This window comes from Achromobacter spanius (assembly GCF_003994415.1).
In the GTDB taxonomy this organism is placed as follows: Bacteria; Pseudomonadota; Gammaproteobacteria; order Burkholderiales; family Burkholderiaceae_B; genus Achromobacter; species Achromobacter spanius_C.
Window position 1 is genome coordinate 4,527,339 of the sequence record NZ_CP034689.1, and the last position, 15,445, is coordinate 4,542,783.

Sequence of the window (15,445 nt, forward strand, 5' to 3'; positions counted from 1 at the left end):
AGCTTGTTATGCAGTGTTAACCCTAGCAATCCGCGTGCCAGCCTTGCGGCGCAGCATTTCCCAGGCGTGAATGAAGACAAGGCGCAACGCCCGAGGTTTTGCGCACCGCAGCACACACCATATTGGTGATTACCCCTACTTAACGCACCACATCGGTGCATTCGGAGAAAGCTTATGGACATCAACCTGCCCGACGTCGTCGCCGAGGTCACCACCGCCTTCGAGCGCTACGAAACGGCGTTGGTCACGAATAACGTCGAGGAGCTGGACACGCTGTTCTGGAACAGCCCCCACACGCTGCGCTACGGCGCCAGTGAAAACCTCTACGGCTATGACGCCATCCGCGAATTCCGCGCGGGCCGTTCACCGCAAGGATTGGCCCGCCGCGTCCTGCGCACCGCCATCACCACCTACGGCACCGACTTCGCCACCACCAATATTGAATTCCAGCGCGAAGGCAGCGACCGCATCGGTCGCCAAAGCCAGACCTGGATGCGTACCCCCGCGGGTTGGCGCGTGGTGTCGGCGCACGTCAGCTTGATGGCATGACGGGTGCACAATGACACATCTCGCATCAAGACATCACGCGCTTGATGATTGAGCGCATCGCGCACCAGGTCTACACTGACCCTACCTTTTTTCCGCCGGAGCATTTGCCCATGAGCACATACAAGATTGCGGTTTTTGTCGGCAGCCTGCGCGCCGCCTCGATCAATTTGCGATTGGCCCGAGCGCTTGAAAAGTTGGTTCCCGCGGACTTCAAATTCGAGTATGTGAGCCTGGGCGACATCCCCCTGTACAACCAGGACAACGAAAACAACCTGCCCGCCCCCGCCGCCAAGCTCAAGCAGCAGATCGCCGACGCGCAAGGCATTCTTTTCGTATCCCCTGAGCACAACCGCTCGGTGCCCGCCGCCATCAAGAACGCCATCGATTGGGGCTCGCGCCCGTGGGGCCAGAATTCCTGGCCGGGCAAGGCCGTCGGCATCGTGGGCGCGTCCCCCAGCGCCGCCGGCACCGCGATGATGCAACAGCACCTGCGCAACATCCTGGCCGCCGAAGGCGCCAACGCGCTGACCACGCCTGAAGTCTTCCTGCAGTATTCCGATGGCCTGGTCGACGACCAATACACCATCACCAATGAAGGCACACGCAAGTTCCTGCAAGGCTGGGTCGACCGCTACGTCGACTGGGTCAAGAAGATGAGCACCTGATTGTGCAGCGCTGATTGTGAACTGCTGATCGCCGCCGCCGCCGGCAGGGCCAAAACCCGCCGGCGCCGATCGCCCGATCTACCTCCGGGCGATCAAGCCCCCCGATACGTCGGGGGGCTTTTTTATGGCGATTTCCGGCTTTCATAACGCACTGGGCCAGATTTGACCCGATCGGGCCAAATCTGGCTCGATCTAAGCCATTGATAAATATCGGCTTATTTTCAATCAGGTCAGATCTGGCCCGATTTCTCGTCGAAAACATGTGTTTGCAAGACGCGTTGCGCAATCCACGACTCTTCATCCCTGCCAATTCTCTCGCAAGCCATTGATATGGTTGAACTATTTCTCGACGCCCGTCACATGGCATGGATATTGCATTAGCTCGTATTGGGTAGGCGCGCGCGTTTCTGGCTCAGATGCGCCGCGCGCCTGCCTGGGTACTCAACGGCAACGCCGAGCGGCGCAACCGTCTTCACCTCTCGGCCAATACGGGGAGTTGCTACATGGGTTCGCACGCAGATTCGTTCACCAATCAAATTCGACTGGCGCTTCAGGAAACGTCGGCGGTGCCGATAGATACCTGCCGTGCCTGCGAGCGCGGCGGCATGCCGATCTTGCTGCTACGGGATGCGCCTTTGCCGCCGACGTCGGCGACACCCTTTGATCCTGAACAAGACCGCGTACGCATTGATCTGCAGCCGAGCAAATACCGCGTGCTGCGCGAAGGCTATGTGTATGTGCTGCTGGATCAAGAGATCTGGCATGCGTACCAAGTCACTGCCGACGGGCATATGCGCCAATATGACCCCTACCGAATGCCGAAAGGCAGGCCAAAGCCGCTGTCCCAGGCTTGCACAAGCGAAGGGCATGACGTGCGCGCTTCGTTCATTCATATTGACACCAAGGTCTATAAGGAAGCGTGGATCGCCTTCTCGCAAGACCGGTGGCCCCAGCCGGTGCTGGACGATTACAAAGCACAACGCGCGCCGTCCGCGCGGTTCTTGAAAGTCGATCTGACAACGCTGCGCGAGACGCCGCAGGAAATACTGCATGGCTTGAAGTTCGCGGATGGATTCCTGACTGATCACGTGTGGGAATACCGCTACGACGGGGTGGATTTTGGCAGCCGGCATGCAGTTCGGCTGCGCACTCATCGGTTCGTGCCGCTGAATGACTACGTCGACGACATCGCCAAGACTCAGGGGCTGCCGCAAGGCGTGCCGGTATTGGCGTTGCCAGACCCCGTGGGCGCAGTGCTGGAATTCAACCAGCAGCGGCATATGCTGATTAACGAGCGGCTGGCCTGGGCGGGGAACGCCGAGCGGCAGTATCTGCTGTTCACCTCGGCGGCGCTGTTGCAGATCAGAGAGCTTGAGAAGACCTGGGCGCACACGCAAGCGGTGCAGGAAGTCGACAAAGACATCGAATACCGCCGGCAACATAACGACCATCCGGTGCTGGGCACGCGCTCATACTTGCCGCCTGTTGATGTGCCGCGCGCAACGGAAACTGCTGCCAAGCGCATCGCGGCCGATTATCACGAACGCCTGGAACAACGCTACAGCGAACCACGCCGCAAGCAGTTTCAGGAAGCCCACGACAAGGAATGGCAACGCCGGCAAACCTTGATCGACGTAATGGCCAACCGTTACGTGAGTTGGCTGCAATCGCTAGCCTGGTTGCGCATTGCGCGCTACGACTACTCGGCAAGCGATCCGTATTCCGCCGCGGCGTATACCAAGATGGTGGCGGCTTGCCTGGATGGCGGTCCTAGCGACGCGCCCCCGGTCGACGGCGCGGCACTGGGTCCCACGCAGCAGTTATGGAAAGCCTTGCTGGAGAACCCCGACAGCATTCTGTACCAGGCGCTACTGGCCAAGAATGCCCCCCTGCTTGAAGGCCTGCGTCCCACTTTTACGGAAGGCTTTAAGGCGAATGATTCCGGCAAGCTGTATGCCGCGATCAAAGACGTGATGGCCTCGCAAGAAAGCGAGATGTACCTACGTAGCAGCGTGAGAGACGCGGTCGGCCAACTGCAAGGCGCAATGATCAACGCGATGTTGACGATGGACGCACGGGCGCAAGAACAGCTTCTACCCGTGGCCGCCACGGTGCATCAAGCCGCCCTGCTGCTATGCGAGCGCGTCCAGATGCTGCAAGTTCAGATCGAACTGACGCTGGGCGAGTATCAGGAATTACTCACCCAGCAGATGCGCCAGGAATACGACAAGGCAGCGAAGGAAGCCGGCAAGAAGGCCCGTGCGCTGATATTCAGCGGCATGCTGACCCTGCCGGGGCCGGCGCAGAACCAGATATTCAAAGCCACGTTCTGGGTGGCGGATACCGCTGAAGGGCTGAAAGAAAAGCTGAGGGCAATGTCCAATGCCACAGCGGAGACCCTGGAAGGCGGTTGGCGCAGCGTGGTGGTGGGCATTGGCGGCCTGGAACCCAAGGCACATGCAATAGCCGGGCAACTACGGACCACTGTTGCGGATGCAAAGCTACGGGCGCATACCGCCTTTGTCGGAATACGCGGGATGGCGAACCTGGATTTGGCGCTATCGATGGGCGCGTTGTTCTTTCAGCAGGATGGGCTGGCAAGAAGCCTGCAAGACCTGGAACGCGTGATGGGAGACCGCTACCCGGAAGCCGTCGCGGGCGTGGCGGCAAGCGCGGTGGGGGTGGTGGGTGTGGGTATTGAAGCGACGGGCGTGGGGATACGGGGAGTTGCCAACGCGGCGACCAAGGCCGGCCTCGGCGGAGCAACTGCATTGAACGCGCTGGAACTGGGCAAGGGATTTGTGCGGTTTGGCGGCGTAACAGCGGCCCTCTCCGGCATTGCGGACGGGATGCAAAGCGGATTCGCGGTAAACCGATCGCTCAAAAACGGCGATAGGGAGGCTGCCTTTATCCACGGCATTGCGCACGTCGTTCACCTTGCGACCGCGTACTTTGCAGCCCACGCAGCCGCCGCTGGCGTTACTAGCTTGCTCGGCCCGCTTGGATGGGCCATAGCGCTCGGCATCGTGGCGTACTCGGTATCCCAATATGCCAAAACCCGAGAATCGACAGACCTCGAACTATGGGCCCGCCGTTGCTATTTCGGCAATCACGACGAATCGCCCCCGATATGGTGGAACACTGCCAAGACATCACTCCCTCTTCGGGAGCGCAGGACGATCGAAGAGAACATCATCAAAGCTAAGCAAGCAAACGCGGACAAGGATGTCGCCATTGGAGCGCTAAACGCGGCAATCTTAGGCATGAAGGCTCACCTTAGTTTCGTCAACATTTCCCACCCTGCCGGAATTTCAACGGATGGCGTCAGCGTCATAGCAGGAAAGGCAATTACGTATCGAATCGAACTGCCGTATTGGGATGCGGACCATTCAGCATATTCAATGTATCTGAGCGTCCACAGCTACAAGGGTGAACAGGTGGCGATAAACGGACACCATAACAGCACCCAGCTTCGCGAAATATCGCCAGTTGAAAAACGGCCGAATTACGCCGAAGACGTTAATGCGACCTATAGGCCCACTCAGTCGCGGCCTACTATCGCGGGCACGCTGCTTTTAGAACTATTCGATCAGGACGTTCAGGCCGCGACATTGCGTATTAAGTACTGGCCCGAGAGTTCCGATGCCGCTGACTATGCGGACCTGACAATATATTCCCAGCGCTAGGCAAGAGCACTCGTGAGCAGAAAATCTCCCATTCTTAATCAACCATGCGCCGGATGGCAGGCTGACCTCCCGCCTGCCAACGATCCCATCAGCATAAAAGCACGCCCAAGTGCCAGCACCAATAGCCAAAGCAGCACCTATTTGGAACTTTCGCGCAATGTTTCGACGCGCCGAAACATAACTCTGCTGCTGGGTACCGCTCAGTTGATAACAAGCATAATTTTCTTTACATGGTCAACCAAGATGCTGTTTTCAAATAACTTTTTTGGTTTCGACCCCACGATGATTGGTCTCTACGTCGGTGCCATCATATTCGTCATCATCGCACCAGCCTTTCTTCTAGGTGCCGCCATATTGCCACCCAGAGATTGCCCTATCCGCTTCAATCGTCTTCGCCGAAAAGTCTATATATACGAGTTCAAGCAAAACTGGCTTACCTTCCCGACGCGGTGGCGCGTCACCACGCATTCCTTCGATTGGGACGACCTGCATGCCGAATTTTGGCGTCGACGCGCGTTTACCCCACAAGGGGGCTTAATCATCACCTGGGGCGTGTCCATCGCAGTCGTCAAACCCAAAACCAATGTGGTGATCACCCGCTTTCCCCTGACCGTATGCCAAGACGAAGGCAGCTCATGGGATTACGTCCGCACCTACATGCAGCACGGCCCCGACGCGCTGCCGCCCATCGAAAAACTCAACGATCCCAACGACGTTCCGCCGCACAACCTGGCGCTTCGTCTGGCGCCAAAGGTCAAATGGCCGGCTGCGATGGATATGGAATCACGCAGTGGCCCGACTTGATCCGCGGAGCGAACAGTCGCCCACCTCCGCGGTCCCTTTGAAACTTATCCCCGCCATCTGTGGAGAAGGCTGAGGACAGTCTTGGGGCACAGTCAAAATCTCCTGTCCCGCCAAGCACTTGCGCTTGCTGATCAAACCATGCGCAATCATCCTTTTGGATGAGATTGACCGGACTTATCCCCGAAAAAGCTGGATGTCCAACCAGCCATTGCCGACGCCGCGCAGCGCTTGTTTATTTGTCCCAGCATTCTGTGGAAAAGCATGAGGACAGTTTGAGGGCAGGTACGAAAACGTCATTGATATCAAGCACCTGCAGGGGGTGGTCAACAATGACCCAGCTGTGCGTTCAGGGGCGCCAAGTTGTCCCCGCCAAATGTGGATAAGGCTGAGGACAGTGTGCGGGTAGTCGCTAAAAACCCTTATGGGCCAGGCACTTGGGGACAGCGGGCAATAAACGCCCAATAACGCGCACCCCACCCGCGAGGGCCCACGCCCCCCGACCGAGGCCGCACAAGCTGGGGATAAAGAACAGGCTTGTCCCCATGGAATGTGGACAAGCCTATGAACAGTCGGATAACAAGCCTGAAAACTTCTTATCCGACAAGCACTTGGAAGCGCTGCTCAAAGAAAGACCAGCCGAGGGATTACTCGTCGCCTTCCAGGCGCATGCCGATCTTCAAACCGACCTGCCAATGGGCCACCTTGCCGTCCTTGATATGGCCGCGCACTTCGGTGACTTCAAACCAATCCAGGTTGCGTAGCGTTTCGGATGCTCGCTCGATCGCTTTGGCGATGGCGTCATCGGTTGAGGTGGTGGAAGAGCCCACCAGTTCGATTTGCTTGTAGACATGATTCGACATAGCTCGTCTCCGCTAAGGGGGTGAGTCGTGAACTGTCGGTCTGCACGCGATGTTCCGGCGCTTACGACCGGCAATCCATTCGAACACACAGGATACTGCCGCGGCGCTATTGTGGTGTTACGAGTTCCGTCGCGTGGTCTCGACTGGCGACGGAGCCCGCTCCCGCAACCCAGCAAGGAGATCACCATGCCTGAACGAAAAACCCTGGAGCGTGCCAAGCAAGACAAGCGCGAAGGCAAGTCCGCGTCCACGCAGGCCGGCGAATTCGTGCGCGAGGAAATCGAACACGTGCGCGAAGGCAAGCATGGCGTGCGTTCCACCAAACAAGCCATTGCGATCGGACTGTCCAAGGCCAGGCGCGCGGGCGTGAAGGCCTCGCCGTCGAAAAGCGCCAGTGCGGCCACGAAGCGCCGCGCCAAGAAGGATGTCGAAGCCGCGCATGACGGGCACGCCAAGTCCGCGACGCGCTCGCGTGCCACCACCCAGGCTTTGAAGAAGGAAAGCACCAAGCCCGCCTCGCGCTCGGCGCTCTCGCACCACGCCAGCAAGACGGCCAGCCGGCGCACCGCCGCCGACCGCTCGGCGGCGGCGAAAAAGGCGGCGGCCACCAAGGGTGCGGCCGGGCGTTCCGCCGCCGCGAAGAAGGCGGCGCGCACGCGCGCAAGAAACAAAGCCGCGGCGTCGCGCCACCATGCGGCGCATTAAGCGTGTTGCCGCTGCTTAGCCCGCGTCAAACTGCCGAAAGCGCTCTTGCAGGAATTCGCGCATGCGCTTGACGGCCGGCGACAGCAGCATGCGGTGCACGCACAGCAAGTACAGCGGCGATGGTTCGGTGGCGTAGTCCGGCAGCAACGCCACCAGCCGACCGGCGCGCAGATCACGCAACACGTCGTAGCGCGACTTGTAGGCCACGCCCTTGCCCGCCAGCGCCCAGCGGCGCACCAGATCGCCGTCGTCGCCGACGCGGTCGCCCTTGACCGGAACGGTCATCGCCGCGCCGTCGTGTTCGAACGCCCAGCGGTCGTGCAAGGTTTCGCCCAGCACGAAGGACAGACAGTTGTGGTCGCGCAGGTCATCGGGCTTTTGCGGCACGCCGTGGCGCGCCAGATAGGCGGGCGACGCGCAGACCACGCGGCGGTTGTGTTCGGCCAGCGGCAAAGCCACCAGCGCGGAATCGCTGGGCTTGCCGTAGCGGATGGCGATGTCGACAGGCTGGCGATACAGGTCGGCCAGGCGGTCGCTGATGCGCACCTGGAAGCTCACGCGCGGATATTGATGCTGGAACTCGTCCAGCCACGGCAGCAGCACATGGCGGCCCAGGTCGGACGGAATTGAAACCGACAGCGTGCCGGATATCGCAGTCTTGTCGCGCGCCATGGCGTTCTTGCCGGCCTCCAGCGTGGCAAGGGCCGAGCGGGCGTATTCCAGATAACGCTCGCCGTCGGCGGTCAGCCGCAGGCTGCGCGTGGACCGCACGAACAGGCGCGCGTCCAGGGTCTGTTCCAAGCGCTTGAGCGCGGCGCTGGCCACCGCCGGCGACACCTCAAGTTCGCGCGCGGCGCCCGAAAAACTGCCGTGATTGGCCGACGCCACAAAGATCCGCAAGTCTTCAAACCGCACCATGCCAGGCCCATTTTCAAAAAATTATTGAAACTGAGTGCGATGCTAGCCGGTTTTTCGGCGGCGCGGACTGGGTAATCATGGCGACGTATTCAAGACCCTCTCGACCTTTCTGGAGCTGACACATGAACATCGAACTGAATGGCAAGAAAGCACTGGTGACCGGATCGTCCGGCGGCATCGGCCTGGCGATCGCCTTTGGCCTGGCTGAAGCCGGCGCCCAAGTGGTGCTGCACGGCCGCAGCCCGAACAAGCTTGCCCAGGCCGCCGCGGCCATCACGCAGAAATTCCCCACCGCCAGCGTCACCACCGTCCAGGCTGATCTGGCCACCGCCGATGGCGCGGCCGCGGTCTGCGCTGCCCACCCCGACGTAGACATCCTGGTCAACAACGCCGGCTTCTTCGCCCCGAAGTCGTTCACGGAAATCACCGACGACGACTGGCAGGACATGCTGGACATCAACGTCATGAGCGGCATTCGGCTGTCACGCTATTACCTGCCCCGCATGATCGCCGCCAACTGGGGCCGCATTGTTTTCATATCAAGCGAATCCGGGGTGCAGATTCCCGCCGAGATGATCCACTACGGCGTCAGCAAAACCGCCATGCTGGCGGTGTCGCGCGGCCTGGCCGAGCTGACCGCGGGCACGGGCGTGACCGTCAACGCCGTGCTGCCGGGGCCGACGCGCTCGGAAGGCGTGGCCGACTTTTTCGCCGAAATGGCCAAGGAGCAAGGCGTGTCGCAAGACGAAATGGAGCGCAACTTCATTGCCCAGCATCGCCCCACGTCGCTGCTGCGCCACCTGGCCACCGTGGACGAAGTGGCCAACATGGTCGTCTACACCTGCTCCACGCAGGCCAGCGCCACCAATGGCGCGGCGCTGCGCGTGGACGGCGGCGTGGTCCGCTCCATTCTTTGATTTCCATCCCCCTAACGAGCCATCCCCATGAAAGCTATCGCCTATTTCAAGAACCTGCCGGCCGACCATGCCCACGCGCTGCAAGACATCACCGTCGACGAACCCGTGCCCGGTGACCACGACCTGCTGGTCGACGTACACGCCATCTCGGTGAACCCGGTGGACGTGAAGATCCGCGCCAACCGCGCACCCAAGGACGGCAAGCCCGAGATCATCGGCTGGGACGCGGCGGGCGTCGTGCGCGCCGTGGGCGCCAAGACCAGCCTGTTCCAGCCCGGCGACCGCGTCTGGTACGCGGGCGCGTTGAACCGGCCCGGCGCCAACAGCGAACGGCATGTGGTGGACGAGCGCATCGTCGGCCATATGCCCAAGAGCCTGGACTTTGCCCAGGCCGCCGCGCTGCCCTTGACCACCATCACCGCCTGGGAGTTGCTGTTTGACCGCTTGCGCGTGCTGGACAACGCCGCTCCCAGCCAGGGCACCTTGCTGGTGGTCGGCGCGGCGGGCGGCGTGGGGTCCATTCTGGTGCAACTGGCGCGTCAACTGACCGGCCTGACGGTGATCGGCACCGCCTCGCGTCCGGAAACCCAAGCCTGGGTGCGCGAGCTGGGCGCCCACCACGTCATCGACCACAGCAAGCCGCTGACTGAAGAACTCAAGCGTATCGGCGTGCCGCAAGTGAGCTATATTGCCGGCCTGACGCACACCGACAAGCACTTTGCGCAACTAGCCGAAGCCATCGCCCCGCAAGGCAAGATTGCGCTGATCGACGACCCCGCCGCCATCGACGTGCGCCTGCTCAAGGGCAAGTCAGCATCGCTGCATTGGGAATTCATGTTTGCCCGGCCGCTGCACCAGACGTCCGACATGATTGCCCAGCACGAATTGCTGAACCAGGCCGCGCGCCTGATCGACAACGGCACGCTGCGCACCACGCTGGGCGAGCACTACGGCAAGATCAACGCCGAAAATCTGCGCCGCGCGCACGCCTTCATTGAAAGCGGCAAGGCACAGGGCAAGGTGGTGCTGGAAGGGTTCTGACTGCCTTCGCAGAACTGTTCTGCGTAAAGATGGGGTAATCGTCACGGCCGATAAAAATTATCATCGACTTCTGTGACAACCCCGGGCTGGCGCCCAAGCGCCAGCCTCCCCCAGCCGCCACCATGACAAGACGCAAAGCCGGCCCGCAGAAGGCACGGACACGCAGGGCGGCGGGGAACAAGGAGAGAGACAATGTTCAAGCTCACGCGCCGCGGCTTCATCGCGGCCGGCTCCCTCATGATGCTTGCCCGGCCGCTGCGCGCCGCGCCCAAGCCCGTGACCCTGATCGTGCCCTACGCCGCGGGCGGCCCCAATGACAACTTCGCCCGGGTGCTGGCCGAAGGCATGAGCGCGCAGTTGGGCGTGCCGTTCGTCGTGGAAAACAAGCCGGGCGCCAACGGCATCATCGGCGCCACGCAGGTTGCGCGCGCCCCCGCCGACGGCCACACGCTGCTGATGGGCGGCTCGGGTCCCGTGTCGCTGAACATCCTGCTACGCCCCAGCTTGCAGTACCGGTTCGACAGTTTTGAGTCCGTGGCAATGATGTTCGATGGCCCGTTGACCATCACCGTGCCCGCGACGATGGGCGTGAATTCCATTGCGGACCTGGTCGCTTACGCCAAGAAGGAAAACCGCGCGCTGACCTATGGCTCGCTGGGGCCGGGCAGCGTGACGGATCTTTATGGGCTGATCCTGTCCAAAACGCTGGGTATTCCCTTGATGGCCGTACCGTACAAGAGCACGCCGACCAGTCTTATCGACTTGATCACCGGCCGCAATGACCTGTCCTATATGACGCCCATCGCCCTGGCCGACCATCAAAAGGCGGGCGCGGTGAAGATCCTTGCCCTGACGACCGAGCAGCGCGACCCTGCCCTGCCCGGCGTCCCGTCGGTGACGGAACTGGGTTACCCCCAACTGAAAGCCAGCTATTGGACCGCGCTGCATGCGCCCAAAGGCACGCCCGCCGACGTTATCCAGGCCTATTCCGCCGCCGCCATCAAGACGGTTCAGTCCGAGAGCTTCCGCAAACTGCTGGTCGCGAACGGGCAGACCGAGAAGGCGGGCGGCCCGCAAGCCTTGGACGCCCAGCTGGAAGCCGACCGCAAATATTGGGGCCGCGTCATCCAGGAAAACCACATCGTTCTGGACTGAACCACGCCTAGCCGCCCGTTTGCTGGCAGCGCTAACGGGCAGCCCCCCCCGTCCTACTGCAGCGGCGCCCGGGCGATCCGATGCGTGGCGGATTGGAAATTGATTACGGGCTGCGCCTCGCGGCACGTCGTCTTGCGGATCTTGCCTACGATCAGGTCATGAGTCCCCAGCGCTTCGGTGCACACGATATCGCATTCGATGCTGGCCAGCGCGTCCGGCAATACCGGCGTGCCCTGCCCGTTCATCTCCCAGCCGCCGTGCGCGAACCGGGCCATGCCCTGCGGCTGACTCAGGAACGCCTGCATGACGGCTTCGTGCCCCTCGCCCAGCACATTGGCCACGAAGCGGCCATGACGCAGCAAGGGCTCGCGCGCGGACGAGGTCTGCTGGACGAAGAAACCCACCATCGGCGGGTCGGCGGAGATCGACGTCAGGCTGGACACGATCATTCCCGCCACCTGTTCGCCGTCGCCCGTCGTCACCGCGCTGATACCGGCCGGCAACGAGCGCATCGCCGCCTTGAAGTCGTCAACCGACACCACCTGGTCATGCTCGTTGAACACCATGTGCGCGCGGATGTCGCCGCGCTCATCGACCCACCCGTGCGTGGCCGCGTAGTCGACCATGGCGGAAAAATCCGCCTCCCACTTTGGGTCGCCCGCGTGTTGCGACAAGAAGCGCAGCACGGACGGTGACAGGCGCACATGGCGTTCGTCCTCGCGCCGCCCCACCCGCGCGATGGCGTGTTCCAGCCGTTCACGCGGCTGCGGATCGGCCAGCACGTCCAGCCGCCGAAAGTCCGACGGATGGCGCAACGTGATCGCCCCCGCGTTGCTCAGATAGATCTGCATCTTGCGCTCCTTTCAGGCAACGGCCGTGGCGCTGCCGACTTCCTTGCGGATGGCCGGAATGATCTTGTCGCCCCACAGTTCGATCTGCTTGAGCATCGTCTTCTGGTCGAAGTCGCCCAACTGCGTCTGCAGGGCAATGTGCTTGGGCCGCAGGATGCTGATTTCTTCGAGCATCTTGTCGATGACTTCATTGACCGAGCCCACCGGCAGGTTCTTGCGCAGCTGCTCGAACGTGGGATCATTTTCCGACGGCACTTCCTTGACCATGTAGCCGTCATCGCTTTGCGCGCGACGGAACTTCAGGCTTTCGGAAATGCGGCGCTGAAAGCGCGCGCAGTCCAGGTACGCGTCGATCTCCGCCTTGTTGTCCGACGCGTAGCCACAGCGCAGGAAGCCGAACTTCACATCGCGATCCAGGTCGCGGCCATTGTCTTCGGCCACTTTTTCCAGGCGGCCGCGCAGCTCGGCAATGGCGTCGTTGCCCTTGAGCAGCGCGGTAACGAACAGGTTATGGTTTTCGCGCACGCCACGGCCCAACGTCACCGGGTTGCCCGACGTGATCCATAGCGGCGGCATCGGGTCTTGCAGGCAGCGTACCGCGATCGAGCTGGGCGGAATCTTCAGGAACTGGCCGTCGTGTTCAAAGATCTTCTGCGTGAGGCCCTTGGGAATGACGTCAAGAAACTCATTGAAGATCGCGCCCGAATCCTCGATCCGCACGCCAAAGCGTTCGAACTCGAATTCCTGATAGCCCGAGCCCACGCCCAGGTCCAGACGGCCGTTGGACACGGTGTCCACAAAACCCACTTCGGCCAGGAAGCGCGCGGGGTGGTACAGCGGCAAGATGCACACGGCCGTGCCCAGACGGATGCGGTGCGTTTTGGCCGCCGCATGCGCCACCGTCATCAGCGGCGACGGCGACAAGGAGTAGTTGTTGAAGTGGTGCTCGGCGTACCAGGCGGCGTCGAAACCGGCCTGCTCCGCCACCACGGTTTGTTCGATGGAGTTGTTGATGACTTGCTTTGAGGACTGGTGGTAACCTCGCTGCTGCGCCAGAATGAACACGCCGAATTCCATAATGTCTCCTCATTGAATGCTTGACGTTCTGAGGAAATTCTAGAGGCCGGCAGTCATCGGATGAATACAGAAAATGCGGCGTTCTGTGCTGCGTAAAGTGGAGGAATGATGGACAGGCTGCGCGCGATGGAGCTCTTTCTATCGATCTCCAAGACCGAGAGTTTCTCTGAAACCGCTCGGCAATTCGGGGTGTCGGCAACGTCGGTATCCCGCATGATCACCGAGTTCGAAAACGAGTTGAACGTGAAGCTGCTGCTGCGTTCGACCCGCCAGGTCGTGCTGACTGAAGCCGGCCAGGAATATGCGCAACAGCTTGAATCCATCTTGTGGAACATCAACGAGGCGCATCGCAACATCACCGAAATCCGCGCCGCGCCCAAGGGCATATTGAGGGTGCATTCGCGCATGATGTTCGGCCTGGGCGTGCTGCCGCCGCTGGTAGCCGCCTTCCGCCAACAGTACCCCGACATCCATATTGAACTGGTGCTGACCGAGGCCAAGGCCGACCTGCGCCGCAACAACTTCGACATCGATTTCCGTATATCGCCACCCGTGGAAGCGGGCCTGAAGCGGCGCATCCTGTTCAAGAGCGAACGCTTCCTGGTGGCCTCGCCCGCGTATCTGGCCAAGCGCCCGGCGCCCGCGCTGCCTGCCGATATCGCGCAGCACGATTGCCTGGCCTATCTGCTGCCGGGCGATCAAACCTGCTGGCGCTTCAAGCAGGAAGAGGCCATCGAAGAAGTGCTGATCAAGCCGCGCCACGTCACCAACAACGGCGTTGCGCTGCTGGAACTGGCGCTACTGGGCGAAGGCATTGCGCTTCTGGATGACTACACCGTGCACAACGATATTTCGCGCGGCACGCTGGTGCGTCTATTCCCCGATTACCACGTCACGAATACGACCTTCGAAGAAGGCATGTACGCCACCATTCTGGACACCGCGATGATCCCCGTGAAGATCCGGCTGTTCCTGGATTTCGTGGCCTCGCACGTGTCGGGGTCGGCGCTGCGGTTCACGGCGTATAACAAGATGGCCGCGGCTGAAAGCCCCTGATCAGGGGCAGTGATCAGGGGCGAATGCGGCACCGCCCGCGCGGCGCGCCCACGGCGCCCGCACCCCGAATGCGCAGCAAGGCCCCATCCAACGGGCCCGAGGCCGTCAGGCGGCCGCTGTCGCTGATCGTGGTGACAAAGATATCCGACAGATCGGGGCCGCCAAAACATAGCGACGCCGGATGCGCGACCGGCAGCTCGATGCGGCGATCCAGCTTGCCGTTCGCATCGAAGCGCGCGATGGCTGCCGCATGCACCAGCGCGGTCCACAAGCCGCCATCCCGATCAAAGCAGCAGCCGTCCGGGGCCGACTTCAACGCGTCGGTGTCAACGAAGACTTCCGGGGATGACAAGCAACCCACCTCATCCATGCGATACCGAAACACCTTGCGCTGCGCGCTATCGCACACATGAAAATGCTGCCCGTCCGGATGCATGACCGGGCCGTTCACCACGCCCAAGCCTTGCGCGATGCGGTGGACATTGCCCTGTGTGTCCACGCGATACAAGCCGCCCAGCGGTGCTTCGCCATTTTGCCGGTGTATGTGCATGGTGCCGGCCACGAAACTGCCATCGGGTAGCGGCGCGCCGTCGTTCAAGCGCAGATGCGGATGGCTGTCGTCGATGCGCGCCAGCGTGCGCAGCGTGCCATCGATCAGGCTGACCAGCGCAAAGGTCTCTTTCAGCGCCACGATGACTTCGTCATCGCGATTCAGCGCGAACGAACCCGCCGGCGCGGGTAAGGTCCATTCACGTGTAGCGCCGCTGTCCGGATTCACCCTCAGCAACTGCCCGCTGCGGCAGTCCAGCATCCACAAGGCATTGCCCACCGCGTCCCACACCGGGCACTCGCCCAACGCGGCGCGAACCGTGCCGATACGCTCAATCTGCATAAGCCGACCGCCTCTGTTCTGCTCGTCCGGCGGACGATTTCCCAAGCCATGGTATCGGCTTGAAGCGCACGGGAATATGCCGTTTTCATGCAGAACACAACCAACATTTTTGGCCTGAATCCTGCCCAATACCCGTCCATATAATCCAAAAAAAGCCGGCCGCCCAGCGCGTGAAACGCAGCAGGACCGGTCCATCGGACTCAAGGAGACACGTCATGCAGCATGCCACCGGCGCCCTGCGCGCCCTTGCCATTTTCCCGACCAACAAG

At 61.5% G+C, this 15,445-nt stretch carries 14 protein-coding genes; 9 read left to right on the top strand and 5 right to left on the bottom strand.

The features are described from left to right. Positions 1–174: 174 nt before the first annotated feature. From hpxZ to ELS24_RS20610, 4 genes are all read left to right on the top strand, one after another. On the top strand, positions 175–549 hold the full coding sequence (gene hpxZ / locus ELS24_RS20595; protein ID WP_127185200.1) for an oxalurate catabolism protein HpxZ: 375 nt from the start codon (positions 175–177) through the stop codon (positions 547–549). A gap of 110 nt (positions 550–659) precedes the next feature. Then, positions 660–1,214 (top strand): NADPH-dependent FMN reductase, encoded by a 555-nt coding sequence (locus tag ELS24_RS20600; protein ID WP_050449268.1) that lies wholly within the window; start codon positions 660–662, stop codon positions 1,212–1,214. 503 nt (positions 1,215–1,717) lie between these two features. Beyond that, complete coding sequence (locus ELS24_RS20605) at positions 1,718–4,900, top strand: T6SS effector BTH_I2691 family protein (RefSeq protein WP_127185201.1); 3,183 nt, start codon at positions 1,718–1,720, stop codon at positions 4,898–4,900. A gap of 12 nt (positions 4,901–4,912) precedes the next feature. Then, complete coding sequence (locus tag ELS24_RS20610) at positions 4,913–5,704, top strand: DUF6708 domain-containing protein (protein ID WP_240669343.1); 792 nt, start codon at positions 4,913–4,915, stop codon at positions 5,702–5,704. A gap of 644 nt (positions 5,705–6,348) precedes the next feature. Here the strand turns inward: ELS24_RS20610 and ELS24_RS20615 are convergent. Continuing rightward, positions 6,349–6,564, bottom strand: a complete 216-nt coding sequence (locus ELS24_RS20615; protein ID WP_050449258.1) for a dodecin — start codon at positions 6,562–6,564, stop codon at positions 6,349–6,351. A gap of 186 nt (positions 6,565–6,750) precedes the next feature. Here ELS24_RS20615 and ELS24_RS20620 point away from each other — a divergent pair, with 186 nt between their 5' ends. Next, a complete protein-coding gene (locus ELS24_RS20620; protein ID WP_127185202.1) occupies positions 6,751–7,269 on the top strand; it encodes a DUF6496 domain-containing protein in 519 nt (172 codons plus the stop codon). A 15-nt stretch (positions 7,270–7,284) separates the two neighbouring features. Here ELS24_RS20620 and ELS24_RS20625 read toward each other — a convergent pair whose 3' ends face one another. Next, complete coding sequence (locus ELS24_RS20625; protein ID WP_050449256.1) at positions 7,285–8,187, bottom strand: LysR family transcriptional regulator; 903 nt, start codon at positions 8,185–8,187, stop codon at positions 7,285–7,287. Positions 8,188–8,309: 122 nt separating this feature from the next. Here ELS24_RS20625 and ELS24_RS20630 point away from each other — a divergent pair, with 122 nt between their 5' ends. The 3 genes from ELS24_RS20630 (at position 8,310) to ELS24_RS20640 (ending at position 11,300) form a co-directional block, all read left to right on the top strand. Then, on the top strand, positions 8,310–9,104 hold the full coding sequence (locus ELS24_RS20630) for an SDR family NAD(P)-dependent oxidoreductase (protein ID WP_127185203.1): 795 nt from the start codon (positions 8,310–8,312) through the stop codon (positions 9,102–9,104). 27 nt (positions 9,105–9,131) lie between these two features. Next, positions 9,132–10,145, top strand: coding sequence for a zinc-binding alcohol dehydrogenase family protein (locus ELS24_RS20635; RefSeq protein ID WP_127185204.1), 1,014 nt, complete (start codon positions 9,132–9,134; stop codon positions 10,143–10,145). A gap of 192 nt (positions 10,146–10,337) precedes the next feature. Next, positions 10,338–11,300 (top strand): tripartite tricarboxylate transporter substrate binding protein, encoded by a 963-nt coding sequence (locus ELS24_RS20640; RefSeq protein WP_050449254.1) that lies wholly within the window; start codon positions 10,338–10,340, stop codon positions 11,298–11,300. A 53-nt stretch (positions 11,301–11,353) separates the two neighbouring features. Here ELS24_RS20640 and ELS24_RS20645 read toward each other — a convergent pair whose 3' ends face one another. Next, a complete protein-coding gene (locus ELS24_RS20645) occupies positions 11,354–12,151 on the bottom strand; it encodes a flavin reductase family protein (RefSeq protein ID WP_127185205.1) in 798 nt (265 codons plus the stop codon). Positions 12,152–12,163: 12 nt separating this feature from the next. After that, a complete protein-coding gene (locus ELS24_RS20650; protein ID WP_050449252.1) occupies positions 12,164–13,228 on the bottom strand; it encodes an LLM class flavin-dependent oxidoreductase in 1,065 nt (354 codons plus the stop codon). A 108-nt stretch (positions 13,229–13,336) separates the two neighbouring features. On the opposite strand from ELS24_RS20650, the gene ELS24_RS20655 reads away from it, so the two are divergent. Beyond that, positions 13,337–14,284 carry a LysR family transcriptional regulator gene (locus ELS24_RS20655; RefSeq protein WP_127186416.1) on the top strand — a complete coding sequence of 316 codons (948 nt, stop codon included), beginning with the start codon at positions 13,337–13,339 and terminating at the stop codon, positions 14,282–14,284. A 13-nt stretch (positions 14,285–14,297) separates the two neighbouring features. On the opposite strand, the gene ELS24_RS20660 is transcribed toward ELS24_RS20655, so the two are convergent. Further along, positions 14,298–15,176, bottom strand: coding sequence for an SMP-30/gluconolactonase/LRE family protein (locus tag ELS24_RS20660; protein ID WP_127185206.1), 879 nt, complete (start codon positions 15,174–15,176; stop codon positions 14,298–14,300). Positions 15,177–15,445: the final 269 nt, after the last annotated feature.